At 69.2% G+C, this 24,923-nt stretch carries 19 protein-coding genes; 13 read left to right on the top strand and 6 right to left on the bottom strand.

What is annotated here, in order from left to right; all coding sequences use genetic code 11:
• Nucleotides 1–182 precede the first annotated feature (182 nt).
• The 3 genes from WMF22_RS40475 to WMF22_RS40465 all read right to left on the bottom strand — a co-directional run bounded on the left by WMF22_RS40475 (nucleotide 183) and on the right by WMF22_RS40465 (nucleotide 3,320).
• Nucleotides 183–1,736: an AAA family ATPase gene (locus WMF22_RS40475; RefSeq protein WP_438033192.1), complete on the bottom strand. Its 1,554-nt coding sequence runs from the start codon at nucleotides 1,734–1,736 to the stop codon at nucleotides 183–185.
• Nucleotides 1,737–1,873: 137 nt separating this feature from the next.
• Entirely contained in the window at nucleotides 1,874–2,383 is a 510-nt protein-coding gene (locus tag WMF22_RS40470) for an AAA family ATPase (protein WP_437295279.1), read from the bottom strand.
• Between the two features lie 229 nt (nucleotides 2,384–2,612).
• Nucleotides 2,613–3,320 (bottom strand): TVP38/TMEM64 family protein, encoded by a 708-nt coding sequence (locus tag WMF22_RS40465; RefSeq protein WP_438033191.1) that lies wholly within the window; start codon nucleotides 3,318–3,320, stop codon nucleotides 2,613–2,615.
• A gap of 62 nt (nucleotides 3,321–3,382) precedes the next feature.
• On the opposite strand from WMF22_RS40465, the gene WMF22_RS40460 reads away from it, so the two are divergent.
• Nucleotides 3,383–4,141, top strand: coding sequence for a TetR/AcrR family transcriptional regulator (locus tag WMF22_RS40460; RefSeq protein WP_438033190.1), 759 nt, complete (start codon nucleotides 3,383–3,385; stop codon nucleotides 4,139–4,141).
• A 39-nt stretch (nucleotides 4,142–4,180) separates the two neighbouring features.
• Here the strand turns inward: WMF22_RS40460 and WMF22_RS40455 are convergent, their stop codons facing one another.
• The gene (locus WMF22_RS40455; protein ID WP_437295277.1) at nucleotides 4,181–4,453 is read right to left on the bottom strand and encodes a DUF2277 domain-containing protein; all 273 of its coding nucleotides are present in this window, start codon (nucleotides 4,451–4,453) and stop codon (nucleotides 4,181–4,183) included.
• 387 nt (nucleotides 4,454–4,840) lie between these two features.
• On the opposite strand from WMF22_RS40455, the gene WMF22_RS40450 reads away from it, so the two are divergent.
• The gene (locus tag WMF22_RS40450; RefSeq protein ID WP_438033189.1) at nucleotides 4,841–7,618 is read left to right on the top strand and encodes a hypothetical protein; all 2,778 of its coding nucleotides are present in this window, start codon (nucleotides 4,841–4,843) and stop codon (nucleotides 7,616–7,618) included.
• Between the two features lie 112 nt (nucleotides 7,619–7,730).
• Here WMF22_RS40450 and WMF22_RS40445 read toward each other — a convergent pair whose 3' ends face one another.
• The gene (locus tag WMF22_RS40445) at nucleotides 7,731–9,170 is read right to left on the bottom strand and encodes a PAS domain-containing protein (protein ID WP_438033188.1); all 1,440 of its coding nucleotides are present in this window, start codon (nucleotides 9,168–9,170) and stop codon (nucleotides 7,731–7,733) included.
• Nucleotides 9,171–9,331: 161 nt separating this feature from the next.
• Between WMF22_RS40445 and WMF22_RS40440 the strand changes: the two genes are divergently transcribed.
• From WMF22_RS40440 to WMF22_RS40390, 11 genes are all read left to right on the top strand, one after another.
• Nucleotides 9,332–10,909, top strand: a complete 1,578-nt coding sequence (locus WMF22_RS40440) for an ATP-binding protein (RefSeq protein ID WP_437295274.1) — start codon at nucleotides 9,332–9,334, stop codon at nucleotides 10,907–10,909.
• Between the two features lie 370 nt (nucleotides 10,910–11,279).
• Nucleotides 11,280–12,839: a cation:proton antiporter gene (locus tag WMF22_RS40435; protein ID WP_438033187.1), complete on the top strand. Its 1,560-nt coding sequence runs from the start codon at nucleotides 11,280–11,282 to the stop codon at nucleotides 12,837–12,839.
• 1 nt (nucleotide 12,840) lies between these two features.
• Nucleotides 12,841–13,545 (top strand): potassium channel family protein, encoded by a 705-nt coding sequence (locus WMF22_RS40430; RefSeq protein ID WP_438033186.1) that lies wholly within the window; start codon nucleotides 12,841–12,843, stop codon nucleotides 13,543–13,545.
• 17 nt (nucleotides 13,546–13,562) lie between these two features.
• Nucleotides 13,563–14,888 (top strand): monooxygenase, encoded by a 1,326-nt coding sequence (locus WMF22_RS40425; protein WP_438033185.1) that lies wholly within the window; start codon nucleotides 13,563–13,565, stop codon nucleotides 14,886–14,888.
• Nucleotides 14,889–14,970: 82 nt separating this feature from the next.
• Nucleotides 14,971–15,960 (top strand): DUF2169 family type VI secretion system accessory protein, encoded by a 990-nt coding sequence (locus WMF22_RS40420; RefSeq protein WP_438033184.1) that lies wholly within the window; start codon nucleotides 14,971–14,973, stop codon nucleotides 15,958–15,960.
• Nucleotides 15,953–17,218 (top strand): hypothetical protein, encoded by a 1,266-nt coding sequence (locus WMF22_RS40415; RefSeq protein WP_438033183.1) that lies wholly within the window; start codon nucleotides 15,953–15,955, stop codon nucleotides 17,216–17,218. Before WMF22_RS40420 ends, WMF22_RS40415 begins: the two co-directional genes overlap by 8 nt.
• A gap of 29 nt (nucleotides 17,219–17,247) precedes the next feature.
• Nucleotides 17,248–17,793: a hypothetical protein gene (locus WMF22_RS40410; protein ID WP_438033182.1), complete on the top strand. Its 546-nt coding sequence runs from the start codon at nucleotides 17,248–17,250 to the stop codon at nucleotides 17,791–17,793.
• Between the two features lie 64 nt (nucleotides 17,794–17,857).
• Nucleotides 17,858–18,292: a hypothetical protein gene (locus WMF22_RS40405; protein ID WP_438033181.1), complete on the top strand. Its 435-nt coding sequence runs from the start codon at nucleotides 17,858–17,860 to the stop codon at nucleotides 18,290–18,292.
• Nucleotides 18,293–18,321: 29 nt separating this feature from the next.
• Entirely contained in the window at nucleotides 18,322–18,639 is a 318-nt protein-coding gene (locus tag WMF22_RS40400; RefSeq protein WP_438033180.1) for a hypothetical protein, read from the top strand.
• Nucleotides 18,640–18,661: 22 nt separating this feature from the next.
• Nucleotides 18,662–19,654 carry a hypothetical protein gene (locus WMF22_RS40395; RefSeq protein ID WP_438033179.1) on the top strand — a complete coding sequence of 331 codons (993 nt, stop codon included), beginning with the start codon at nucleotides 18,662–18,664 and terminating at the stop codon, nucleotides 19,652–19,654.
• Between the two features lie 208 nt (nucleotides 19,655–19,862).
• Nucleotides 19,863–20,906, top strand: coding sequence for a hypothetical protein (locus WMF22_RS40390; RefSeq protein WP_437295266.1), 1,044 nt, complete (start codon nucleotides 19,863–19,865; stop codon nucleotides 20,904–20,906).
• A gap of 63 nt (nucleotides 20,907–20,969) precedes the next feature.
• Here the strand turns inward: WMF22_RS40390 and WMF22_RS40385 are convergent, their stop codons facing one another.
• On the bottom strand, nucleotides 20,970–24,818 hold the full coding sequence (locus WMF22_RS40385) for a DUF6531 domain-containing protein (protein WP_438033178.1): 3,849 nt from the start codon (nucleotides 24,816–24,818) through the stop codon (nucleotides 20,970–20,972).
• Nucleotides 24,819–24,923: the final 105 nt, after the last annotated feature.

Below are 24,923 nucleotides of genomic sequence, written 5' to 3'. Positions count from 1 at the left end.
TAGCCTCCGGCGGCGGGCTTTCAAAGCGCGAGGGCCCGGGCAGCGGCCCCGCGGCGCGGTGACGCGAGGAAATTTCGTCGATTCCGGTTCATCGATCCCGACCCGGCTGCTCCGAGCGGCGCGTCGCCGTCCAGGCCGGACACGCAGCGGAGCGGCGCGGTGGTCATCGCCCCGGCGATGCCTCAACACCCCACGAGGCGGACCGTCTTTCCCTCGTGCGCCACCTCGCGCACGAACAGCTTCTCTGCCCACGATCGCTCCTTGCGCAGGTCGAACATCACGAGCCACCCCTCGCCGAGCCCCGCGTGCTCCAGGTACCGCGCCACCTGATCGAGCGCCTCGGCCTCCGTCTCGGTGTCGCGGCGGACCTTCACCTCGATGGCGTGGCGCTCCTCGCGCCAGCAGATCATCAGGTCGAGCGCCCCGCGCCCGAGCCCGTACTCGCGCTCCACCCGTCCACCGCCGTTCACGACCCGCTGCAAGAAGGCCATCAGCATCAGGTGCGGCCCGGCCTCGCGGTAGCCGAACCCCTCGGCGGCGAGGTGGCCGTCCTTGCGCCAGAACGCTTGCCAGTCGGTGAAGAGCTTGTCCATGTCGAGCGAGCCGTCCGGGCGGACGTAAGCGGCGGGCTCGGCCGGGATCTGCGCCTGGCGAATGAACGTGAGCGCCCGAGGGACGACCTCGCGATAGATCGGATTCGCGATCTCGAAGCGCCCGCCGTGGAAGCGGATCAGGCCCAGGCCGAGGACGTAGGAGAAATCGTCATCGAGCACATCGCTGTCCGTTTGCGTGCCAGCCAGCATGGGATCGAGCACGCGCCGCACCCGGGGCTCGCGCAGCCGGGCGATGAGCGAGTCGATGTGCGAGCGGCGCTCCAGGATGAGCGTCTCCTTGGCCGCCTCGACGTGGGTTGTCGTGATCGGGACGGCGCGGTCCTCCACGTCGCGGCGGACGATCTGGTCGGCCATCGCGCTGGTCAGCCACGGGTGGCCCTGTCCCAGCTCCCAGATCCGCCGCACCGCCTCGGGCTCGAAGCGCTGTCCGGTCGCGGCGGTGTGCTGCGCGAGCAGCTCGGCGACCTCGGCCTCGGTGAAGGGGCCGAGCGTCGTCGCCTCGGCGGTGATGTTGAACGGCGAGGTCGTGCCCAGCCACGCGACCGCGCGCCGCTCCTCCAGGGCGAGCGCGTAGTCGCGCACCTGGCGCTGGCCGATGAGGGCCACGCTGGAGGGGAACGGGATCCGGCTCCGGTCGAGGTAACCCTGCCGGAGCTGGGTCAGGAACGAGACCATCGCCGCCCCCACGAGCCCGTCCGCCTCGTCGAAGAGCACGACAAGCGGCCTGTCGCTGCGCGCCGCGAGATCGCGCAGGTAGCGCAGGACGAAGGTGCTCGCCGGATCGACGCGGCGGACGTCGTCCGCGGGGCGGCCGAGGTCGGGCAGGTCGCGGTCGACCGCGGTGTCGAGCGCGTAGAGGACGGCCTCGAAGGCCTTCGCCGGATCGGGCTCTTCGCGGGCGATCTGGACGTCGACCCAGACGGCGCCGAGGTCGCCTTCGTGGTTCAGGTGCTCGACGAGCCAGCGGGCGCTGGTGGTCTTGCCCGTCTGGCGGCCGGCGTGGAGCGTGAAGTACCTGCGTTCCTCGATCGCATCGAGCACCGGCCCCAGCCGGCGCTCGGGCGGCAGCATGTAGTGCTCGCCGGGGATGCAGGGGCCAGCGATGTTGAACGAGAGCTTCACGGGCGAAAGCTACCACGCGAGGGGCGGCCCGGCGGTCGGGCCGCTGGGCCGAGCGCGGGTCGGTTGCGCCGATCGCGCCGGTCGCGCCGCCGCCCTCGCTCGCGCCGTCCGTGGCGGCCGGGACTCCCGTGCTCGGATCAGCCGCCCGTGGTGTCGATGAACCGCATGTCGCGCCCGCTGCGCTCGGGCTCCTCGGGCGGCTCCCACATGTCGCTCGCCAGCTCGAACATGTCCGGTGGAACCACCATGGAGAACGTCTCGCCCTTCTCGCGGTTGCGCTGCTCGACCCGCTCGCGACGCAGCTCGCGGGGCGCGTCGAGCACGTAGACGGTGAGCTCGTACCCCGCGGTGTCCACCCGCTTGTACAGCCGCTCGCGGTCGCGCCGGCGGATCAGGCCGATCTCCAGCACGACGTTCGTGCCCACGTCGATCGCGCTCCTCGTCAGGCTCCAGATCTGCTCGATGCAGCGCGCGGTGCGCTCGTGATACCATTCCATGATCCCCGTCTCGGGCCGATCGGGGCGGAACAGCCGCGCCATCCATTCATCCAGGTTCAACCGGAGGGCGGCGTGATCCCGGTAGAGCCGCTGTGCGAACGTCGATTTCCCTGCGCCCACGGGACCGATGATCAGGTGGATTCGCGCCATGCCCCGACGCTATCCTGCGGTGCTGCCGGCGAGCAAGCGGCGCGCACGTTCCGCCCATCGCAGGCGCCAGCATCTTCATGAGGGGACGCTGAAGCATCCCGTCGAGCTTTTCGGGAAGATTCACAGGGAGGCGGGGAGACGGGGAGAATAAATCCCATGAATCTCCCCGTCTCCCCGCCTCCCTGTTCAATTTTTTTCTTCTCTGAAATGCCGGCAAAGGAGGGATTTGTCAGGAGGGGACGACGCCGCTCCTGGAGCAGCGCCTGGCCAGCCATGAAAGGACCATGACGGCCGCCGCGGCGGCGCCCATTCCGGCCCACGCCGACGGGGGCGCGTCGCGCAGGGCGTCGAAGACCCGTTGACCGAAATAGGCAGTCGCCAGGAGCGGCAGGGTGTACCCGGCCAGCGAGCCCCAGAAATGCGTCCAGAAGCGCACCCCGGAGACGCCGAAGAAGACGTGGAGCATGGGCGGCATCCAGAGCACAAGGCGGAGCACGAACACCGTCAGGAACGCCCGCCGCTTCAGGGCCTCGTCGTAGGCGCGGAAGCGCGCCGGCACCCGCGCGGCGACCCAGTCGCGGGCGACGAAGCGCGCGAACGAGAAGCCCACGACGCTCGCCGCCATGGTGCCCGCCATCGAGAGCGCGAACGCCACCGGCCAGGGCCAGATGAGCGGCGCCGCCAGGATGAACACCGTGCCCGGCACGCCGAACGGCTGGAGCGCGGCGTACGCCAGGACGAACGCGACATACCCCCACGGCCCGAGCGAGAGGAGCGCCAGCTTGATGCGCGCCGGCTCGCCGAAGACCTCGAACAGCCCCGTGCGCTGCGCGACGACGAGGAGCGCGGCGGCCGCGGCGACCACGCCGATCTTCACCCCCCGGCGGGCGCGGGAGGGGGTGAGCGCGGGATCGGCCGGAGAGGCGGGCTGGCGCACCCGACGTTCCTGACAGCCCACCTGCGCACCGTCAAGGCGCCTGTTGACAATTTGGTCTATTCTTGTCAACGTTGACCATCGTGAACGAGGGCGGCCCGAGCTCCACCGACAGACCCGCCGAGGATCTGCGCCGCCGCAAGCTGATGGACGCGGCGTTCACGGTGTTCCTGCGCTTCGGCTTCCGGAAGACGTCGATGGACGAGGTCGCGCGCGCGGCGGGCGTCTCGCGGCAGGGCCTCTACCTCCACTTCGCCACGAAGGAGGAGCTCTTCCGCGCGTCCGTGGGGTACTTCCTTAACACCGCGCTCGCCGCGGCCGCGGCCGCGCTCGGCGACGCGGAGCGCCCCCTGGAGGAGCGGCTCGTGGCCGCGTTCGACGCGTGGATCGGCCGGTTCGTCGGCGCGCTCGGGGCCGACGCGGCGGATCTCTCGACCGCCGCGAGCGAGCTCGTCGGCCCCCTCGTCGCCGAGCACGAGGGGCGGTTCGTCGAGGCCGTGGCCGAGGCCTTGCGCGCCTCCGGGCTCGCGGCCGCCTACGAGCCCGCGGGGGTCACCGGGCGCCAGCTCGCGGACACCCTGGTCTCCTCGGCGCGCGGCCTGAAGCACGGCGCCGCGACGCGCGAGGCCTTCGTCGAGGGCATGGCCATCGCCGCGCGCGTCGTGTGCTTGCCGGAGCGGCGCGCCCGGGAGGCGAGGGCGGGGCAATCCCCGCAATCCCCGCAGGCCTTGCCATCACGGCAAGGAGAGCCGTCCGCGCCGGGCCCTCGCCGCGAGGGCAAGGGGCGCGGCGCGGCGCGCAAGCCGCGCGGCACGGCGCGATAGCCGGAGGGCCACCCGAGCTCGGCGCGGCGGCCCCGCGCCTCAGCCCCGGCTGAAGCGCAGCCGCGAGCGCTCGCGCGCCTTGGTCGCCTCGACCTCGCGGTCCCGCGGCGCGGCGGTCGTGGACAGCGACGCCATCAGCACGCGCGCCGCGGCCGCGACGTCCTCCACGGCCTGCGCGAACGCCGCTTCGTTGGCCTGCGACGGCCGGTTGAAGCCGCTCAGCTTCCGCACGAACTGCAGCGACGCCGCCCGGATCTCCTCCTCCGTCGCCGGGGGCTCGAAGTTGAACAGCGTCCTGATGTTCCGGCACATGGCGATCTCCCGAGGCTCGATGTGTACGGGGGACGATCCTAGTCTCGAGCCACGCCGGCGGTCCAGGCGCTCTCGCGGCGCGTCAGCGCCTCTGCTGGCGCTGGCGCGCCGCGACAGTCGTTGACGCGGCCACCGTGTAGGCAATTCGCGCATACACGCGGCGAGACACACGACGAAACACACGACGAGATCGCGGCGAGACACGTAGGCGAGACACGTAACAGACACGTACCAAACGCGACACGGCCGCATCACGACATCACCCTTGTTGGCTGCCCAACAGGGAGCACACCAATGGCATCAGGAAGTTCTTGATTCCTCAAGGATAACCGTGCACTTCTACACTGAGGAGTCCTTTTGCCAAAGCCCCCTGGCAAGGAGGTCGGTATGCCCCCACATCGTGCACTGCGCTCCCAGAATCGCCTGCTCTCCACCGCCGCCACGCTCGTTTGCCTCGCTGTCGGAGCAAGCGCGGAGGCGGCTCCGTCGTACACCCTCTTCGAGAGCGGTCAGGTCCGACCGCTCGCGCTCTCACCAAGCCGAAACCTGCTCTTCGCGGCCAATACACCCGACAACCGTCTGGAGATCTTCTACGTCTCGTTGGGTGGTCTGACACACATTTCATCCGTGACCGTCGGCCTGGAGCCCGTCGCTGTCGCCGCGCGCAACGACGGCGAGGTGTGGGTCGTCAATCACCTCTCCGATAGCGTCAGCGTCGTCGACGTCTCGTTCCCCTTGCGGCCGCGGGTCGTGCGCACGCTGCTCGTCGGGGACGAGCCGCGGGACATCGTCTTCGGCGGTCCCGGGCGGTCGCGCGCGTTCATCACCGCCGCCCACCGCGGCCAGAACGCGCCGTTCGATCCGCAGCTGACGACGCCCGGGGTCGGCCGCGCCGACGTGTGGGTGTTCAACGCGAGCGCCATCGCGACCCAGCCATCGCTCGGAGGCACGCCCCTCACGATCCTCTCCTTCTTCACCGACACGCCGAGGGCGCTCGCCGTCAGCCCGGACGGGACCTCGGTGTACGCCGCCGGCTTCCACACCGGCAACCGCACGACCGCCGTGCACCGCGCGATCGTGGAGGACGAGGGCGGGATGCTGCCGCCGTTCACCAATTACCTCGGGGTGCCGCAGCTGACGACGTCGCTCATCGTCCAGCACGACGGCGCCAACTGGCTCGACGCCGGGGGCAACGCCTGGGACGCCTCGGTCATGTTCTCGCTGCCCGACAAGGACGTCTTCGTCATCGACGCCACGGCCAATCCCCCTGTCCAGCGGCCCGGCAGCGCCGGCTACTTCACCGGCGTCGGGACCGTCCTCTACAACATGGTCGTCAACCCGGCGAACGGGAAGGTCTATGTCTCCAACACCGAGGCGTTCAACCTCGATCGCTTCGAGGGCCCGGGCACCTTCGCCGGCACGAGCGTCCGGGGACACCTGCACGAGAGCCGGATCTCCGTGCTCGGCAGCGGCGGCTCGGTCCTGCCGCGGCACCTGAACAAACACATCGATTACTCGACGTGCTGCGCTCCGGTGCCCAACGCCGAGAACGCGAAGAGCCTGGCCACGCCGGTCGACATGGCGGTGACGAGCGACGGATCGAAGCTCTACGTCGCGGCGTTCGGGTCGAGCAAGGTCGGCGTCTTCCAGACGGCCCAGATCGAGAATGACACCTTCACGCCGAGCCTCGCGAGCCAGATCCAGGTCACCGGCGGCGGGCCGAGCGGCCTCGCGCTCGATCAGCCGCGCGGACGCCTGTACGTGCTCACGCGCTTCGACAACTCCATCTCGATCGTCAACACGTCCACGAACGCCGAGACGGCGCACATCGCCCTCCACAACCCCGAGCCGGAGAGCGTGGTCCGCGGGCGGAGGTTCCTCCATGACGCGAGCTTCTCGTCGGCCCACGGCGACTCGTCGTGCGCGACCTGCCACGTCTTCGGCGACGTCGACAGCCTGGCATGGGATCTCGGCAACCCCGACGGGGACACCGTGACGAACCCTGGGCCGTTCACGAACATCAACCCGCCGTTCCCCGCCGACACCTCGCTGAAGCCCATGAAAGGGCCGATGACGACCCAGAGCCTGCGCGGCATGGCCAACCACGGCCCGATGCACTGGCGCGGCGACCGCACGGGCGGCAACGACGCGTCCACCGCGCAGCCGGACAGCGGGGCCTTCGACGAGCGCGCGGCGTTCGAGAAATTCCAGGGCGGCTTCACCAACCTGCTCGGCCGGCACGCGCCCATCCCCGACGAGGACATGGAGGCGTTCACGGACTTCATCCTCCAGCTCTCGTATCCGCCGAACCCGATCCGGAACCTGGACAACTCGCTGAACGCCGATCAACAGGCCGGGCGCGATCACTTCTTCCGCGAAGGCGGCGCCGGGACCTTCTCGTGCAATTCCTGCCATACCCTGGACCCGGACGGGAACGCCGGTACCAGCGAGCCTTTCCCTGGCTTCTTCGGGACGGACGGCGCGAGCATCGGCCAGGAGAACGGCCAGAGCTTCAAGATCCCCCACCTGCGCAACATGTACCAGAAGGTCGGCATGTTCGGCATGGCTCCCGTCCCGAGCCTCTTCCACCTGGGAGACAACGACTTCAAGGGCGACCAGATCCGCGGCTTCGGGTTCATGCACGACGGGGTGATGGACACGCTCTTCCGCTTCCACCAGGCGATCGGGTTCGAGCAGAGCGAGTTCTCGCCGAACGGCTTCCCGCCCGGCGCGCCCGGCGAGCTCCTCCGCGAGCAGGCCGTGGAGTACATGCTCGCGTTCGACACGAACCTCGCCCCCATCGTCGGGCAGCAGGTCACGCTCGGCTCGCACAACGCCACGGCGGCGTGGCCGCGCATCGACCTGCTCCGCCAGCGCGCCGAGGTCGGGGAGTGCGACCTCGTGGCGAAGCTCCCGTTCCTCCTCGAGGAGACCGGCCTCCTCTATATCGGAGGTGGCCAGTTCACCTCGGCGCGGGCCGCGGCCCCGCCCTTGAGCGATCTCGTCCTGCGCTCGCTCGCCGCGCTCACCGGGCACCCGGTGACGTACACCTGCGTGCCGCCGGGCTCGGGCACGCGCATCGGCATCGACCGCGACGGCGACGGGTTCCTCGACGGTGATGAGTGCGACGCGGGCACGGATCCCGCGGATCCGACGAGCCACTGAGTCGCCACTGCGTCGTTACCGAGTCGAGCCAGCGCCGCGCCGCACCGCGCTCCACGCAGCGCGGCCGGCGCGGCGCCTCAGCCGCGCTCCAGGCGGCGGCCGGCGCGGCGCCTCAGCGGCGGCGCGCGCCCATGCACCAGCGCAGCGCTTCCTTCAGGCTGCGCAGCGTCTTGACCTGCGAGAGATCGAAGCCGAGGCCGACCATCGTCTGCGCGACGGGCGGGCGGATGCCGGTGACCACGCCCTTGCAGCCGAGCAGCGTCAATCCATTGATGATCTTGATGAGGTGCTGCGCCGTCGTCGTGTCGACCGAATCGAGCCCGGTGAGGTCGAGGATGGCGAAGGCGGATTGCTTCTCCACCACGCTCGCGAGCAGCGACTCCATCACCATCGCCGCGCGATCCGCGTCGACCGAGCCGATCAAGGGGACGATGAGCACGTCCTGCCAGACCTCGATGATGGGGCTCGACAGCCGCGCGATCGACTCCTGCTGATCCTGCGTCAACCGCAGCTGCTCCCGCAGCTGCTGCTCGACGCGGAGCTGCTGCGTGATGTCCTCGCAGATGGCGCCGACGCCGGTCGTCTCCCCGAGGACGTCCTTCTGGGGAACGAACCTCGTCCGCCAGATCCTGTCTCGCCGGATCTGCTCGACCTGCGCGATCTCCCCGGAGAGGGCGTGCTCGAAGGCCGCGCGCACGTCCTCGGTGTCGCCGCACAGCTCGCGCATGTGCTTGCCCAGCTCGCCTCGCTCCGTACAACCGATCTGCGCGAGCGCCCCGCCCTGCGCGATCACGCAGAGGCCCGCCCTGTCGAACGCCAGGATGGCGATGGGCATGCTGTCGATGCACGCGCGGAGCAGCTCCCCCTTCACGGCGAGCCTGACATCGTCGGCCAGGTTGATGCCGAACGTCTGGACGCCCACGATCTCGCCGTCATCGTCCCGGCGGGGCGCGTAGTGCACGATCCAGTGCACGCCCCCGGCCACGGTGTCCGTGCGGACCGGCTCCCCCTCGAGGACGCGCTTGCACAGGCCCATGACGTCCGCGTCCGCGCCGTAGAGATCGAACATGTTCATCCCGACGAGCTGATGGCGTTTGAGCCCCATGCTCTCGAGCCCGTTGCCGTCGGAGACATAGATTGTGCCCGCCCGATCGCACCACCAGACGATCGCATCCATCGTCTGGAACACGTCGACGAGGATGCGCGCCTGGGCCTCCCACTCCCTGCGATCGGGCTTCACGGCGGCCCAGAGCGCCGTGTCGTCGGCTCGCCACAGCGTCCAGTGCAGCGGGACGCTCTCCCCGCGGGCGCCGACGACGCGCGCCGCGGTGGAGACGATGCCCGCGGCGGCGCGCGCGCCAGTGATCCGGGCTGACAGCTCGCCCCGATCGTCCTCGTGAACGCGCTCGAGGAGTCGCCCGGACGGGCCAACGCAGCGCTCCCAGGCCGCGTTGCAGGCCACCACCTCCCCCGCGCTGGAGAGCAACGCCAGCGGTGTGGGTGTGCCGTCGAGCAGTGTCTTACACGAGAGCGAAGCGAGCCTGTCGTCCATTGAATCCTTGCAGGAGGCCAGAAGCGACGACCCTCGGCGTGCCAGCCCCGGGCCTCTCACGGTGGGTGAACAAACGCGCTGTGGGCGCCGTCACGACACCGGGTGCGAAGAGGTGGGATGCTGCTCGGATTCTCGGCGCTTGGGTCATCGAGCCTGGCACCATGGCGAACCGTAACGCGGTGATATCATTTGAGGGCGCCGAGACGCCAGCCTCATCGCTAGACGCGCCGCGGCGGATCGAGGCTCGGGGGGGCGCGCGTGCATCCGCCGAGAGGTCGGCCTGGAGCTCGCCGCGTGGAGAGGGAGAGCGGCCGCCGCTGCACGGCCGCCGAGCGCGAGGCGGGCGCGCGGACACTGGCGGTGACGTGCGCTGGCGGACGTCGTTTAACGCGTCGCGCTCGCCTTGGCGTGCGCGCCAGCGCGCATTAGAGACCTGCCGAATGGAACCCGAGGCCCACGAGAGATTCGCTGACTCGGACCCGAGTTTCCGACAACTCCATCCTTGCGAGCGCCTCATCAGCGTCGTGCAGGACCTCTCGCTGGCCCGTGACCTCCAGGCGATCATGCAGATTGTCGATCGGGCCGCCCGCGACCTCACGGGCGCAGACGGCGCTTCCTTCGTGCTCCGCGACGGCGACCTCTGTTACTACGCGCAGGAAGACTCGATCGCCCCGCTCTGGCAGGGGAAGCGGTTTCCGATGTCGGCGTGCGTCAGCGGCTGGGTGATGCTGAATCGGAGGCCGGCGGTCATCGGCGACATCACGCGCGACGCCCGCGTCCCTATCGACGCCTATCGACCCACCTACGTGCGGAGCATGGCCATGGTGCCGATCCGCGCGCGCGCTCCGCTCGGGGCGATCGGGACCTACTGGAGATCCATACGAGAGATCCCGCAGAGCGAGGTGTCGCTGCTCCAGGCGCTCGCCGGCAGCGCCGCCGTGGCCCTGGAGAACGTCGCGCTCCACGACGGCCTGGAGAAGGGTAAGGCGCGGGCGCGCGAGGTCGAGGCGGCGAACCGCGATCTCGCGGAGAGGCAAAAGGCCCTGGAGGAGCTCCACCGGCAGAACGAGGCGCTGAGCGAGTTCCTCGCGCACGATCTCAGGAGCCCCGCCGCCGGCATCATCCTCGCCGCGCAGGCGCGCCTGAAAAAGCAGGATCTCCCGGAGCCGGAGCGGCGCCGATGGAATGCCGTCCTCACCTCGGCCGAGGTCATCCAGCGCACCGCGCTGAACCTGCTCGACGTCGCGAGCCGCCAGCACGGGATGTTCGTGCTGCGGCCCGCCGAGCTCGATCCGGCGTCGCTGTTCGAAGGTGTGGCCGAGATCCTGGCGCCGCTCGCCGCGTCGCGCGGGCAGCGAATCGAGCTCTGCCCCGCCATGCCGAGCTGCCTTCTCCGCGCCGATGAGGAGCTCGTGCGGCGCGTCCTGCTGAACCTCGTCGACAATGCGCTCCGTCATAGCCCGCCCCACGGCGCGGTGCGCCTGGAGGCGCGGTGGCTCGACCCGGGCTGGGTCGAGCTCAACGTGTGCGATGAGGGCCTGGGGATCCCGGCCCACCTGCGCGACCGCATCTTCGACAAGTACGCGCGGCTCGCCGACGGGGGCGCGATCTCTGCGGCCGGCCGCGGCCTCGGGCTGACGTTCTGCCGGCTGGTCGTCGAGGCGCACGGCGGCACGATCGACGTGAGGGACAACGAGGGGCGGGGGAGCCGATTCTGCGTTCAGCTGCCGGCAGCCTGACAGAAGAGCGTCGCGAGCGCCGAGAGCGGGTGTCGCTCGGATTCCCGCCAAAGAGGCCAGCGAGATGAGGGGGTTGCCGGGGATCGCCCCACGACGACGAAGCGATGACGTCGTCGATGTCGTGTCATGTGATCTATCGATTCTCGCGCCGCTCTCCGGGCGGCCGAGCGAGAGGCGCGCAGCCTCGCGTGCGGCGCGCCCGCGCGCCTCTTGCTCGGCCGCCCGGCGATGCCTCTCGCGTCTTGCGATTCCGGAGGCGATCAGGTAGCGCAGGATCCACGGTGAGCTCTCCCGCGGACCCCGTGCACATCGCGACGCGCCCGCCGCGGGCGCCCTCCCTCGGGCTCGCGCCGCGGCCGCGGGGTGCCTCATGAGGGAGCGGCTCGAGAGCCTGCTCCTCGTCCTGGCCGTCGGCTCGGCGGTCGCGATCGGGGCGAAGCGCGTCGCGATTCCCTACAACGTCGCGCTCGTGCTCGTGGGGCTGCTGCTCGTCGTCGTCGACGTGCTCCCGAAGGCGCCGATGGACCCGGAGGTCATCCTCATCGCGTTCCTCCCGGTGCTCGTGTTCGAGGGCGCCCTGTTCGCCGACGCGGACAGCCTGAGGGGCGCGAGCCGGCCGATCCTCGCGCTCGCCGTGCCGGGCGTGCTCATCTCGCTGCTCGGCACCGCCGCGGTGGCGACGCAGCTGCTCGCGCTCCCGTTCGCGGCGGCGCTCCTCCTCGGCGCGCTGCTCTCGATCACCGACACCGTGAGCGTGCTGCTCGCCTTCCGCAGCGTCCGCGTGCCGCACCGGCTCGCGGCCATCATGGAAGGCGAGAGCCTCTTCAACGACGGCACGGCGCTCGTGCTCGTTGTGCTCGCGTCGCAGGTCCTCGCGAGCGGCACCTTCGACGGCGCCGAGACCTTCCGCGCGCTCGCCCTGGCCATGGTCGGCGGCGCGGCCGTCGGGGGCGCGTTCGGCGCCGTCGGCGCGTCCCTCCTCCGCCGCACGCCGGATCACCTGACCGCGATCCTCGCCTCCATCGTGCTCGTCTTCGCCACGGCCCTGCTCGCCGAGCGGCTCCACGCCTCGCCGGTCATCGCCGTCGTGGTCCTCGGGGTGATCGTCGGCAAGGCCGCGCGCCGCATCCTCGAGCCCTCGCGCGTGCTCGCGCTCCAGGGCTTCTGGGAGACGAGCGGCTTCTGCCTCAACGTGGTGCTCTTCGAGCTCGTCGGCATGCAGATCCAGGCGGACATGCTCGTGCGCGAGGCGGCGTCCATCGGCCTCGCGCTGATCGCCCTGCACGGGGGCAGGGCGGTGGCCGTCTACGGCTGCTTCGGCGCGCTCCGGGCGCTCACGGGCGAGGCCGTGCCCTTCCGCTGGCAGCACGTGATGCTGGTCGGCAACATCAAGGGCGCGCTGTCGATGGCGGCTGTCCTCAGCCTCCCGAGCGGCCTGCCGTACCGCGACCGCCTGATCACGATCGTCTTCGGCGTGACCTTCGTCACGCTGGTCGCGCAGGCGCTGCCGTTCGCGCGGCTGCTCAAGTTCCTGCGGGTCGCGATCCCGGCGGCGGACAGCGCGCTCGACGCTGCGAAGGCCACGCTCATCGCGGCGCGGCGCGGCCAGTCCGAGCTCGACGATCTGCTCGCGTCGGGCCTCGTGTCCCGCAAGGAGCACGCCGAGCGCCGCGCCGCGTTCCAGCGGCAGGTCATCCACGCGGAGGTGGCGCTCCAGACGCCGCAGGGCGAGGTGGTCCGCGACCACCTCACCGATCTCGCCCTGCTTGCGGCGCAGAAGGCGGCGGTGCTCGACGCGTCGAGGCGCGGCCTCATCGCCGCCGACACCGCGCACGCCCACGTGAACCGGATCGACAGGGCCATGGTGGAGCTCCCCGGCGGACACGCGGCGCCCGGCGCGAACCCTCACGAGCACGAAGGAGAGAGCTGACATGCGCGTTCTCATCGCGGGCGCCGGGCGCGCAGGGCTCAGCGTCGCGGTCCACCTCGCGAAGATGGGCCACGACGTGACGACCGTCGATCGCGACGAGTCGATCGCCAACAGCGCGTTCGAGCGGCACGGCCTCGTCTCGCTCGTGGGCGACGCGACCGACGCCGGGCTCCTCCAGGAGGCCGAGGTGGCGCGCGCCGACGTGGTGGTGGCGATGCTCCGCCGCGACGCCGACAACCTCGCCGTGGCGCTCCTCGCGCAGGCCGGGGGGGCCAAGCGCGTCATGGTGCGCATGCGGGACCCCGCCTACCGGAGCGTGTACGTCCGCGCGGGCGTGGACCAGATCCTCTCCGAGATCGACGTCTTCATCGGCGCGATGGCCACCGCCATCGAGCACCCGGGCGTCCGCCACGCCATGGTGCTCGGCGCCGGCGAGTCGGTCGCGTTCGAGCTCGACGTCCCGGTCGACTCGGTGATCGCGGGCCGCACGGTGAGCACCATCGCGGGCAGCGCCAGCTTCCCTTCGTCGTGCGTCTTCGCCGGCGTCTACCGCCAGGATGGCCGCGTCGAGGCGCCGCGCGGCTCGTCCGTCGTCGCGGGGGGCGCCACGGTGCTCCTCGTGGCCGCGCGCGACGAGCTCACCGAGGTCATCGCGTTCTTCCTCCGGCGCGAGCCCGCGAGCGGCGGGGGCAACGAGCGCCGCTGACACGAGGCAGGTGTTCTATGACGAGGTGCGTGGGGACCACGGGCTCATGGGCACGGCTTGCGGCGGCGCTGGCCGTCCTCTCTGCCTGCGGCGGCGATGACGCCGGGGCCGCGGCGGGCGGCGGCGTCATCGCCGCCGTCTCGTACTACCGGGACGTCAAACCCATCTTCGACGCGCGGTGCGCGGGGTGCCACAGCGACGGCGGCGTCGCGCCGTTCTCGCTCGAGGGCCACGAGACCGCGGCGTCCTGGGCCGCGCCCATCAAGCGGGCCGTCGTCGAGCGCACGATGCCCCCCTGGCCGGCCGACAACACCTGCGCCGAGTACGTGGGCGACCGCTCCCTGTCCGAGCAGCAGATCCAGACCATCGCCGCGTGGGTCGACGGCGGCGCGGCCGTGGGCGATCCGGCGGACGAGGGCCCGCCGATCGACCCGCCGGCGAGCGCCGCGCTCGCTCGTGTGGACCGGACGCTCGAGATGCCGGTCGAGTACACCCCGCAGACGGGGCCCGACGAGTACCGCTGCTTCGTGATCGACTGGCCGGAGGAGGCCGTGCGGTACGTCACCGGCTTTGGGATCAGGCCCGGCGAGCAGCGCGTCGTCCACCACGTGATCGCCTTCATCGCGGCGCCGGACCAGCTCGCCGAGCTCGACGCCCTCGACGCGGCCGACCCGGGCCCGGGTTATCCCTGCTACGGCGGCCCTGGGCTCAAGCCGCGCTGGCTCGGCGGCTGGGTGCCCGGCGGCGGGAGCATGATCTTCCCGCCGGGCGCGGGCACCCGGATCGAGCCTGGCTCCAGGCTGATCATGCAGGTCCACTACAACACGCTGACGGCGGGCAAGCTGGCGGATCGCACCGCGATCGACGTGACGCTGGAGAGCTCGGTCGAGCGGGAGGGCACGATGCAGCCGTGGGCGAACCCGGCCTGGCTCACCGGCGACTCCATGCTGATCCCTGCCCTGGAGAGCGACGTCGTCCACCGCTGGGGAGCCGATCCCTCGCGGGCGCTCGCGGGCAGCGAGCCGATCGAGATCCACTGGGTGGGCCTCCACATGCACACGCTCGGCACGCGCGCGCGCCTCGAGATCGAGCGCGCGGGCGGCGGCTCGGAGTGTGTGCTCGATATCCCGCGCTGGGACTTCCACTGGCAGGGAAACTACAAGCTCGCCGAGCCCAAGGTGCTCGAGCCGGGCGACAAGCTGTCGATCGAGTGCCACTGGGACAACACGCCCGAGAAGCAGCCGATCATCGACGGACAGCCGCGGGTCCCCGGGGATGTCGTCTGGGGAGAGGGCACGACCGACGAGATGTGCCTCGGCACGTTCTACATGACCGGGCGCTGAGCGCGGGCTTGCCTGAAGCGATCTTCGGGGATCGCGGCGTGCCTGCGTATAGGATGCAAGACCAACCGTTGGATCTTCGTCCGTGAGCATCGCGAACCAGACCCCCTTCGCCGTCCAGCCCGTGCCGCTCCTCGATCGCGAGGGCAACGATGTCCTGGTCGCCATCGTCAAGGGCACGTTCGTCGTCGATAGGAGCGGGGGCGCGCGGCTCGCCGACGACCCCGCGCCGGTCCGTGTCGCCGACGAGCCCTGGGAGCCCGAGAGTCCGCGGAGCAGCCTCCGCTTCCCGTCGGATCTCGGCGTCGCCAAGCTGGGCACGGACGTGGTGGTGACCGGCGACGCGATCGCCCCCGAGAAGGTGAGGGTGCTCGACGTCGCGGTGCGGGTCAGGCAGCGGCTGACGCCCCTGCGCGTCCACGGGCAGCGCTTCTTCTTCAAGGGCGTCCTCGGCGTCGGGCTCGGGCCTGCTGCGCCGTTCGAGCGTGTGCCGATCGTCTACGAGCGGGCGTATGGCGGCATGTCGGAGGACCTCTCGGTGGTCGATCTCCGGAACCCGTCCGGCGTCGGCGCGGCGAGGAGCGCGGCGGACCTCGTGGACACGCAAGCTCCGCAGATCGAGCACCCGGAGCGGCCCCACGCGTCTGCGTCGGATCGCCATGCGCCGGTGGGCTTCGGCGCGATCATGATGCACTGGTCGCCGCGCCTCGAGCACGCTGGCACGTTCGACGAGCGGTGGAAGGCGACGCGGATGCCGCTCCCGCCGGAGGATCAGGACATCCGCTTTGGCAACGTCGCCCACCCTTCGCTCCAGTTCGAGGAGCACCTCGCGCCCGGGGATCCGGTGGGCATCGTCGGCATGTCGCTCGAGCCGGTCGTCTTCGCGCTACCGGGGTTTCCCGTGGTGGCGAGCGCGCGTTACGACACGGGGGAGCGCGTCGTCGTGCGGCCGCCGATCGACACGGTGCTGATCCAGCCCGAGGCGCGGCGCGTGGAGCTCGTGGCGCGCGCCGTCTTCCCGATAGGCAGGGGCCGGCGGGTGCTGCGCGAGGTCGTGGTGCGCGGCGATGGGTGACGCGGCGATGGGTGACGCGGCGGGTGGCGCTGGGGAGCCTGTGGATCCCGAGATCGCGGGCGTGCCGCTCTCGGCCTATGCGGCGGTGCTGGCGTACACGGCCGAGGGCGTCTCGCTCGAGGCGAGCCTGGAGCACGCCGCGATCGCCGCCGGAGCCTGGCCGCCGGCGGAGGAGGCCTGGTCGGAGCGCCTCGCCGGGAGCGCGATGGGGGACGGGGCGCTGCTCGCGGCGTGCGACGAGCACCGCCTCGCGGCGCAGGCGCACGTGGAGCGCAAGGTGCCTCCGCTCGACACGGACCTGCGCGCCTGGCTCGATTTCTTCCGCGCGTTCACGGCGTCGGAGGATCCGCTCGGGTTCCTCGAGGCGCGCGGGCTCGGCGAGGGCGACGTGTTCCGGCTGCTGGACGCCTGGCAGGGGCGGATCGTGGCGGAGGGGGGCGTGCGCGCCGAGGCGACGGCGATCCTCGCCGCCGCGCCCGGGCCGGTGCCGGAGGTGCGGCCGGAGGCGCCCGTGCTGAGGGCGTCGACGCGGAGGCTGCGTGGCGGCGGGGCGGCGGCCGTGAAGAAGGCGCGGGCGGTGGTGGGGATGCCGCTCGAGACGGCGGATCTGCCGCGGGATCTATCGAAGCTGATCTTGCCGTTCGTGAAGCAGCCGGGGGGCGCGGAGAGGGCGGAGCCGCCTGCGCCGGCGGCGAGGTCGGGGCCCGGGCTTTTGCCGTCGGTGGCCGCGCAGGAACTCCCGAAGCCGGTGCTCGCGCAGAAGGAGATCGCCGAGACGGCGCCGGTGTTCCCGGCGCCGAGCCGGCCGGCGCTGCCGTTTGGGTCGCGCGTGGGGGAGCGGGACGCGCCGCGCTCCGGGCCGCCGGCTGTGGGGCTGCCGCCGTTGCGTGAAGGGGCATTCGAGGAGTCGATTGCCGGGCCGCCCGGCGTCGGGACGGCGCCTGTGATGTTCGAGGCCGCGAAGCCGGCGCTTCCGTTCGCCGGGTCACCGGACGCTCCATCGTCGGGCGGCGGCGCGCGCTCGCCTGTTGCCCAGGGGCCCCGGCTCTCGCTGGAGGACTACGCTGCGATGCTCGCCGAGATCGCGGCGAGCCCGGCGACGGCGACGGCGACGATCGCGCGTTACGGGCTCACCCGCGAGGCGAAGAGCGCCGAGGACGCGGCGTGGCAGGCGAGGTTCGCGACGGAGCCCGGGCTGCGGATGAAGTGGATGCGGGCGCTGGTCGAGGCGGGAGAGCGGGTTCGCGCGAAGCGGTGAGGGAGCGAGGAGGAGGAGTCGAGCACGGTATGTTCAGGGCCATCGCATCATCGCCGCAGCCCATCCGGTTGCACAGGCTGCATGGGGCGATCCTCGCCTCTACCGGGTTTCACGTCGCGCGGGCCCAGGACGGCCAGCTCCACGAGATGCGGAAGCTGGAGTTGCCCGGTGCCCCGGACGCTCAGCCGCTGCTCGCGCGGCATGTCCCGCCGCAGATTACCAGCATGGTGGGCCGGTGGCCTGACCAGGTCTGGGCTCTTGTCTATGCAGGGCCGGGGATGCGCGCCGTCGAGGGGCCGATGCCTGGTGCCACGCTCTGGACCCAAGTCAGCAGGAATGTGGTGGTTCGTTGGGACGACGCCTCTGGTGGTTGGGTGGAACACCCCGAGAACGAGTGGGTTGGTGAGTGGGCTGATGGGGTGCTCGTCACGGGATCCGACGGCAGGTTCAGATGGACGGACGGCGCGGACACGCCGATCGATCCCGTGCTCACTCAGGGTATTTTTTGCCTACAATCCTTATGTGACCAGGGCTGGCGAGGTCATCATCCGCGTCGTGAAATCCCCTCAGTATGAGCCTGGCTGGTGGATCTTTCGGCGAGGAGAGCGCGAGCCGGAGCGGTTCGAGTGGCCACCCGGAGTGGATGAGCAGAGCGCGGAGATTTTCATCGACTATCGGTCGAACGGGCTCTTCGCCTCAGGTATGCGGACGTCAGCGGAGAATTTTATTGCACATCGTGTTCAGGGGGAATGGAAGTGGCTGCCGCCCTTTCGAGAGAACTACGAAGTGCAGGGCATCTTGACCACATCCTCGGGGCAAGTATTTCTGTGCGCACAGGCGCACTCCATGCCAGTGCGCATTTACCGCCTGGCGGCGGGAGGGGACTGGGAGAGTGTCTCAGTGCCGTTTCATGCGAGGTGCAGCGGAACTTCTCTGTTTCATCTTATTGCTACGAGGTTCGGTGGCTGTCCTCCGTATCAGCTCGTGGCCAGCGAGAACGATGAGCTGTGGCTCGCCGCCGACTTCGGCGAATCAGACATGCATCGCGCCGTCCTCTACCATGCGTATGTCTAGCTCACGGGGTGTTGAGTTGACCCTTCGACATGTCCGCGAACGAGCTCCGCGACACCTGTGATCTGGTCCGCGGAGCGTCCCGTCGTACTCGCGCGGCAGCGCGCTCGCCGGCGGCCGATGGTCCCCGGCTCTCGCTGGAGGACTACGCTGCGATGCTCGCGGAGATCGCGGCGAGCCCCGCGACGATCGCACGCTACGGGCTCACCCGCGTGGCGAAGCGCGCTGAGGACGCGGCGTGGCAGGCGAGGTTCGTGGCAGAGCCGGGGCTGCGGATGAAGTGGATGCGGGAGAGCTGGTCGAGGCGGGCGAGCGGAGCCGCGGGAAGCGGTGAGAGCGCGCGCTACTGAGGGAGGAGGAGTCGAGCACGGTATGTTCACGGCCATCGCGCACTCGCCGCAGCCCATCCAGTTGCATCAGCTCCAGGGAACGATCCTCGCATCTACCGGGCCCTACATCGCGCGGGCCCAGGACGGGCAGCTGCTTGATCAGCGGAAGACGGAGGTCGTCAGGCCGCCGAACGCCCAGGGAGAGTACTCGTCGCCGCTCGCTACAGAGTATCTTCGATCCATCGATGGGCGGTGGCCAGACTCCGCCTGGACTTCGACTCAGGTGGGATGGGCATTATCGCGCAAAACGCCCTATCCGAGAGAAGGCATGGTCCGCTGGAACGAGGAGCGTGGTCAATGGGTCGAGCAGCCGGACATCGCGTGGGCCCGTGGTTGGGGGGACGGGGTGCTCGCCGGGAGCGTCGACGGTGAGCTCAGATGGGTGGATGGCTCGGACCGACCCATCCCTCCAGCGCTCGCCGAGGGCCTCATCCCGGACTTCTTGAGCGTGTCCCGGTGTCGGGTAACGAAGGCCGGCGACGTTCTTCTCGAGATCCAGCGGTCCCCCCATTTGGCGCCTGGATGGTGGATATTCCCGCGCGGAGAGTGCAAGCCGGAGAGGGTCGTGTTGCCGCCCGATATGGACGAGACACAGGTCTCGCTGGCGTTCGGTCATTCACCCTGCGAGCTCGTCGTCGAGGGTAGAATGAAATCCGGGGAGCCGTTCTACGCCTATCGCGACCAGGGGGTGTGGCATCCGCTGCCACCACTGCCAACCGATTCTGGATGGACTAGGTTGATGAACACGCCTTCGGGCGATTTCACCATCATCTCATTGGATCATTCGTCCTTGTTCTCCATGTATCGACTGGTGCGACAAGAGGTCTGGGAGCCCATGCCGATCTTCTTCTATGCAAATCGGTGTTTCCCTTCCATGTATGAATTCGAGATCGGTGAGGGGGGTGATCTGTGGCTCGCTCTCGAGTTCAGTATCTCCGGTATGCACGACGGAATGCTCTATCATGCGCGCATCTAGCAATATTGCGGGAGGTTGCCCCGGATCGGCAGATAAACCGCAATGCCGCGAGGCGAAGGGCGCCGAGGACGCGACGTGGCAAAAGAGGTTCGCGGCGGAGCCAGGGCTGCGGATGAAGTGGATGCGGGAGCTGATCGAGGCGGGAGAGTGGGTCCGCGCGAAGCGGTGAGGGAGCGCGCGACCGAGAGGAGAAGGGGTTGAGCACGGTATGTTCACGGCCATCGCGTCATCACAGCAGCCCATCCGCCTGCATCGGCTGCAGGGAGCAATCATCGCTTCTACTGGGCCTTACATTGCGCGGGCCCAGGGCGGGCAGCTCCACGAGCAGCGGAAGACGGAAGTGGTGAGGGCACCCGACGCCCAGGGTGTGGTTCCGGAGCCGATCGCTCCGGACGAGATTGTTGGCATGGCCGGTCGATGGCCTGACTGCGTCTGGGCTTCGGCCATCGGTGTGGGCTGGACGTTCCGCATGGGATCCCGGCGGCTGCATCCGCTGGAGGCGATTGCACTGGCGGAAGAGCTGAAGAAGCCGAGGAGCGCGGTGGTCCGGTGGGACGAGCGCCACGGGCGGTGGGTGGAGCATCCCGACCTCGTATGGGTCCTGGAGTGGGCGGGCGGGGTTCTCGGCTTGGAAGTCGACCGCACCCTCAAGTGGTTGGACGATTCGGATAAGCCGATCCCTCCCATGCTTGCCAAGAAGATCGTCTGGGACGGCTGGTACCCACCTGCGCATTTCCACAGAACGAATGCAGGCGACGTCGCTGTCCACATCGCGCGATCCCCCCATCATGAGCCTGGATGGTGGATGTTTCCGCGAGGAGCGGAAAAGGGAGAGAAGTTCGAATGGCCGCCGGGGGTGAATGAGAGGAGCGTCGAGCTGTATGCCGGGTATCCACCCTATGAGTCCATAGCCAATGGCAAACTGGATTCTGGGGAGCCCTTCCTTGCGTACCGTGCCCAGGGGAGGTGGCTCCCGTTGCCGCCCATTTCACAGGAGTCTCGTGTGATGAGCCTGGCGGCTACGCCTCGGGGCGAGCTTTTTGTCTTTTCAGAGAATGCCTCGGCCGCGCTTTATATCCACAGGTTGATGCGAGGTGTGGACTGGGAGCGCATTCCCATTTCATTCCATACGACCCTGCAAGTGGGGCACGAGCGTAGCTTTGTAGCCAGCGAGGAGGACGAGCTGTGGCTTGTCATTGACTTCGGCAATTCGACCCAGCATGAAGCCGTTCTTTATCACGCCTGTAACTGACCGGATGCGTCCCGCGAGGCCGATGAGCGAACGCCTGTGGAATGCTGGTTTAGCTCGAAGGGCTCACCCGAAGGGCCGCGGATCCCTCGGCGGCCGCACATCGATAGGTTGCGTCTTGGTGAGCGGCGTTTCCTGGTATACGTTCTGTTTGGCCACGTGTGGTTTACCATCCCTGAAGTAGTTCCATTGTCCGGGGCGGGTCAGATCGGGCCTGGCATTGCTCAATTCGACGGGAGTAGGCGCCCAGGTCGCGCTGTTGCCGACGCCTTCGGGAGGGGCGATGTACTGGCCATTCCCCCAGACGAGATCGTTCGGGGCGCGGACGTCGCGGTTGGGAAAGGAGCCGGAGACGGCCCGCGCCACGCCATGTTCGATGCGGCCCGTATTGCACGAGTTGAGGGTGATGAGCGGCGCGTTATTATAGTTCGCAGCGGTGCCGATCATTTGAAGTAGCTGGTCTGGCGTATGCATGGTGCTCATGCCGTTCACGTCCGATGATGTGACGTGCTGGGGCTCGCCGTGGATCATAATACGATAATTGTTCGGATCTGGTCTTACATGCCGTATGCAATATCGGACGAGGCTGTCGTGCAGCGGGTTGCCGATGATGAGGCAGGAAAGGCCTAGCGGATCCGCATGGGTGGTGGGGCTGCCGTCGAATGCGAACAGGTTGCGGCTGCCGAACAGCTCAAGCGGATCTGGGCTCAAGAAGCGAGCCGTCTTCGGATCGAAGTAGCGGTAGCGTACGTAGCAGAGATCGGTCTCCTCGTCGTGGTACTGTCCGAGAAGCCGGAATGGCGACGCCACAAGCGGGCCGCTTTCGGGCCGTGTGGTCTCGATGATGATGCCGAAGGCTGAGTGACGCGCTGACCACGCGACCTCACCCTCCGGGCCGATGAGCTCGGTGGGAGTGCCGAGGTGATCTGTAATCACCGCGTAGATGGTGGCGTCGTCCTGCTGGAGGAGTGGGGTCATCGTTCCCGGCTCGTGCACGAAGACGCGCGTGCCTCGCTCGGAGTCGATCTCGGCGGCAAGGCAGAGGCCGTCCCATAAGTACTCGACGATCCGGGGCTTCCGCGTCTCTGGCAGACCGAGGGCGCCCGGGGCGGAGGGCGGAACGATCTCCTTCCTGATCCGACGGCTAAAAGCATCGTAAGCGAAGAGCACGCGGGTGCCATCGGGACGCGAAACCTCGCGGAGTTGGCCGCGGCAGTCCCACAGGTACTCCGTCTCGCCATCGGACCGTGTCTCGCGCGTGCGTCGGCTCGCGTTATCGTAGGCATACGAGGCGTCATCGGTGCGGAGCAAGAGGCCGCCCGGCGCCGTCTCCCAGGCCGAGCCCGCGGGCTTCAGCGATCCCCCCGCGTCGTACACGAAGAACTCGCGCCCTTTCGAGCTGCTCGCCTCGAGCAACATCCCGAGCCCATCGTAGCGGTAGCGGGTGACACCCCAGCGTAGGTCGTTGCGCTCGACGAGCGCGCCGGAGGCATCGTGGGTGTAGTGACGATCCACGAGCGTGCGCCCAGCGGCGCCGACCCAGTCGTAGGTGGGGCGCGCCATCGGGTCGACCTTGCGGCGCGCCTCCACACCCGCGCTCACAAAGACCTTGCGGACCACAGAGCCGGCGAGATCGCGCTGGATCTCCACGCGGTAGCCGCCGTGATCGAGCGATGAGACGTTGCCCTCCTCGTCGTAGGCATACCGGGTCACGTGTCCTGTCGAGAGATGGCGCGCGATACGGCGGTTCTGAGCGTCGTACTCGTAGCGGATGGTTCGGCCGTTCTGCGTCTCGCTCACCACGCGGCCGAGCGGATCGCGCTCCACGCGTAGGCGAACCTCGCCGGCGGGATCTTCGCAGATGTAGTCGACGACGCGATCGTCGGGCGTCTCGACCCTGACGGCGCCGTGTGGCGTTTCCTCGGAGAGGATCCTTCCCGCCCCGTCATGACGGATTGCGCGGAACGTGCCGTCGGCGTTCTCCACGCGCGTCAGGAGGCCGTTCTTCCCGTGTCGGGCACGGACGACGCGGCCGTCATACGAGCGGTACTCGCGGAGGTTGCCTGCGCGGTCATAGCGGAGATCGAAGGTCTCTCCCTTCGGGTTCTTCACCTGCTGTAGGCGCTCGTTGAGATCGAACGACAACGACCAGATGGAACCGTCGGGTTGGGTCACCTCGATCGGAGATTTCAGTCCGGCGTAGCGGAATGTCTCGACACGCCCCAGCGCGTCGGTGCGGCCAATGAGGCGTCCGAGCGCGTCGTGCTCGAACCGCAGCGAGGTCCCATCGGGCAAGTGGAGCGCGACCGGCCGACCGAGCGCGTCAAGCTCGCGGCGCGTCACTCCGCCGAGGGGGTCGACGTACACTACGGGCCTCCCGAGCGCGTCGTGGCGCCAGCGACGCACCCCGCCGCGAGGCGTGTGCTCCTCGATGGCGTTGTTCTGCTCGTCGTAAACGAAGCCGCTGCAGAGTCCATCCGGCCCATGCACCGCGGCCAGGCGTCCCTGCTCATCGTGTGTCAGCGTGAGGAAGGCACCGGACGGGTATCTAATCGAGGTGAGCCGGCTCCGGTGGTCGTAGCCGTAGTGGGTGGTCAGGCCATCGGCGCGGCGCCGCACCAGGAGATCGTCCGAGTACTCGAGCTCGACCGTTCGGCCGAGCGGATCGGTGATGCGCGTAACGTTTCCTCGCCCGTCGCGGGTGAACGTCAGGGGTTCTCCCGCCGCGTTCTTCGTCTTGAGGAGCAGTCCGTCGGCGTCGAGTTCGAGATCGCGCACGAAGAGGCCGTCGGTCGATGCCTCGCGCACCACGGAGCCGTCGTCGGGCCGCCACTTGAAGACGCGGGGCTCCGGGGTGCCGGTGAGGTGGGTGATGCCCTGCTGTAGATCGTAGGTGAGATCGCCGGCGTGGAGATCGCCGTCTCCCCAGGAGCGGACGCACCGGCCAGACTCGGGATCATATAGATAGTGGAACGAGAGGCCGGTTGGCAGTATCTTGCGATTGAGGCGGCGCTGCTCGTCGTAGCCGTACGTTTCCGCGAGGCCGAGCGGATTGGTCACCCGCACAAGCTCGCTGCCGTCGCTGTACGCGAACGAGACGGTGTGCACTGGAGCGCGCCCCTCGGCATAGGGAGGGAAAACATGGAGGCGCACGATGTGGCCGTCGTCATCATGGGTGAGGGCGATCGTGCGGCGCGCGGTGTCAATGATCCGCGTGAGCCGTTCCCCGTCATACTCTAGGACGACCTTGTGCCCGGACTCATTGGTGATCTCGCGGAGGAACGCGCGGCCGCTACCGGCAGGAACGAAGGTGCGGGTGAGGCGCGTGTCGAGTGAGAACACGGCGGCGCCGCCGTGGCCGTCACGGGTGATCACGAGGCGCTTGCCGCGGTGAAACGTCGGCTCGCGCGGCTTCGCATGGTGCATAGTGATGGTTGCGCCGTCCGCATCGCGGAGGCGCAGCACATCGCCGTTGATCTCAACCCATTGGTGGTACGAGTGCGTCCAACCGCCGCGCCCGAGCGGGGTGTGGTCTCGTGTGCTTGCGGAACTATAGAGGCGCTTCCACTCGATGGGGATGAGGCCGGGGATCGATAGATCCATGGTCTCGTCGACCATGGCTCCGGATGCGACGGAGATCGGATCGAGCACCACCGTCATATTCACGATGGTGTTATCGACCGTGGCGGTTTGGACGATGCCCGCCGCCAACAGCACCCCGCCGATCTGGGCGACCTGCGCGGCACTTTTGGAGGTGTTGAGAATCACGTAGTCGCCGGTGCAGGCGAGCCCGCGGTCGCCGGACAGGATCGTGGCCGACGCGCTCTTTACAAAGCACGCTTTGTTCACGACGAGCGTCACCACGTCGCCCCCGGTCCCCTGGCAAGGCATGTTGCCTGGCTTCTCGACATCCATCGAGCTGCCCTCCAGGAGCACCGGCGCGCCGCCAATCTCGATCCGCTCGCCTGTATCCGTCGCACTCGACGAGAGCGCAATATACGCAAACGGACTTGGCACAGG

The organism is Sorangium sp. So ce204, from assembly GCF_051526795.1.
Classification (GTDB): Bacteria; Myxococcota_A; Polyangia; order Polyangiales; family Polyangiaceae; genus Sorangium; species Sorangium cellulosum_B.
The sequence above is the reverse complement of the archived record's forward strand: the minus strand, read 5'-3'. Positions and strand labels throughout refer to the sequence as shown.

Excerpts from the sequence above, each read along its gene's own strand:
- WMF22_RS40470 (WP_437295279.1), bottom strand. The coding sequence starts at position 2,383 with ATGGCGCGAATCCACCTGATCATCGGTCCCGTGGGCGCAGGGAAATCG.
- WMF22_RS40455 (WP_437295277.1), bottom strand. The coding sequence starts at position 4,453 with ATGTGCCGGAACATCAGGACGCTGTTCAACTTCGAGCCCCCGGCGACG.
- WMF22_RS40450 (WP_438033189.1), top strand. The coding sequence starts at position 4,841 with ATGCCCCCACATCGTGCACTGCGCTCCCAGAATCGCCTGCTCTCCACC.
- WMF22_RS40445 (WP_438033188.1), bottom strand. The coding sequence starts at position 9,170 with ATGGACGACAGGCTCGCTTCGCTCTCGTGTAAGACACTGCTCGACGGC.
- WMF22_RS40440 (WP_437295274.1), top strand. The coding sequence starts at position 9,332 with ATGGCGAACCGTAACGCGGTGATATCATTTGAGGGCGCCGAGACGCCA.
- WMF22_RS40435 (WP_438033187.1), top strand. The coding sequence starts at position 11,280 with ATGAGGGAGCGGCTCGAGAGCCTGCTCCTCGTCCTGGCCGTCGGCTCG.
- WMF22_RS40430 (WP_438033186.1), top strand. The coding sequence starts at position 12,841 with ATGCGCGTTCTCATCGCGGGCGCCGGGCGCGCAGGGCTCAGCGTCGCG.
- WMF22_RS40425 (WP_438033185.1), top strand. The coding sequence starts at position 13,563 with ATGACGAGGTGCGTGGGGACCACGGGCTCATGGGCACGGCTTGCGGCG.
- WMF22_RS40415 (WP_438033183.1), top strand. The coding sequence starts at position 15,953 with ATGGGTGACGCGGCGATGGGTGACGCGGCGGGTGGCGCTGGGGAGCCT.
- WMF22_RS40410 (WP_438033182.1), top strand. The coding sequence starts at position 17,248 with ATGTTCAGGGCCATCGCATCATCGCCGCAGCCCATCCGGTTGCACAGG.
- WMF22_RS40400 (WP_438033180.1), top strand. The coding sequence starts at position 18,322 with ATGTCCGCGAACGAGCTCCGCGACACCTGTGATCTGGTCCGCGGAGCG.
- WMF22_RS40395 (WP_438033179.1), top strand. The coding sequence starts at position 18,662 with ATGTTCACGGCCATCGCGCACTCGCCGCAGCCCATCCAGTTGCATCAG.
- WMF22_RS40390 (WP_437295266.1), top strand. The coding sequence starts at position 19,863 with ATGTTCACGGCCATCGCGTCATCACAGCAGCCCATCCGCCTGCATCGG.
- WMF22_RS40385 (WP_438033178.1), bottom strand. The coding sequence starts at position 24,818 with ATGGATGTCGAGAAGCCAGGCAACATGCCTTGCCAGGGGACCGGGGGC.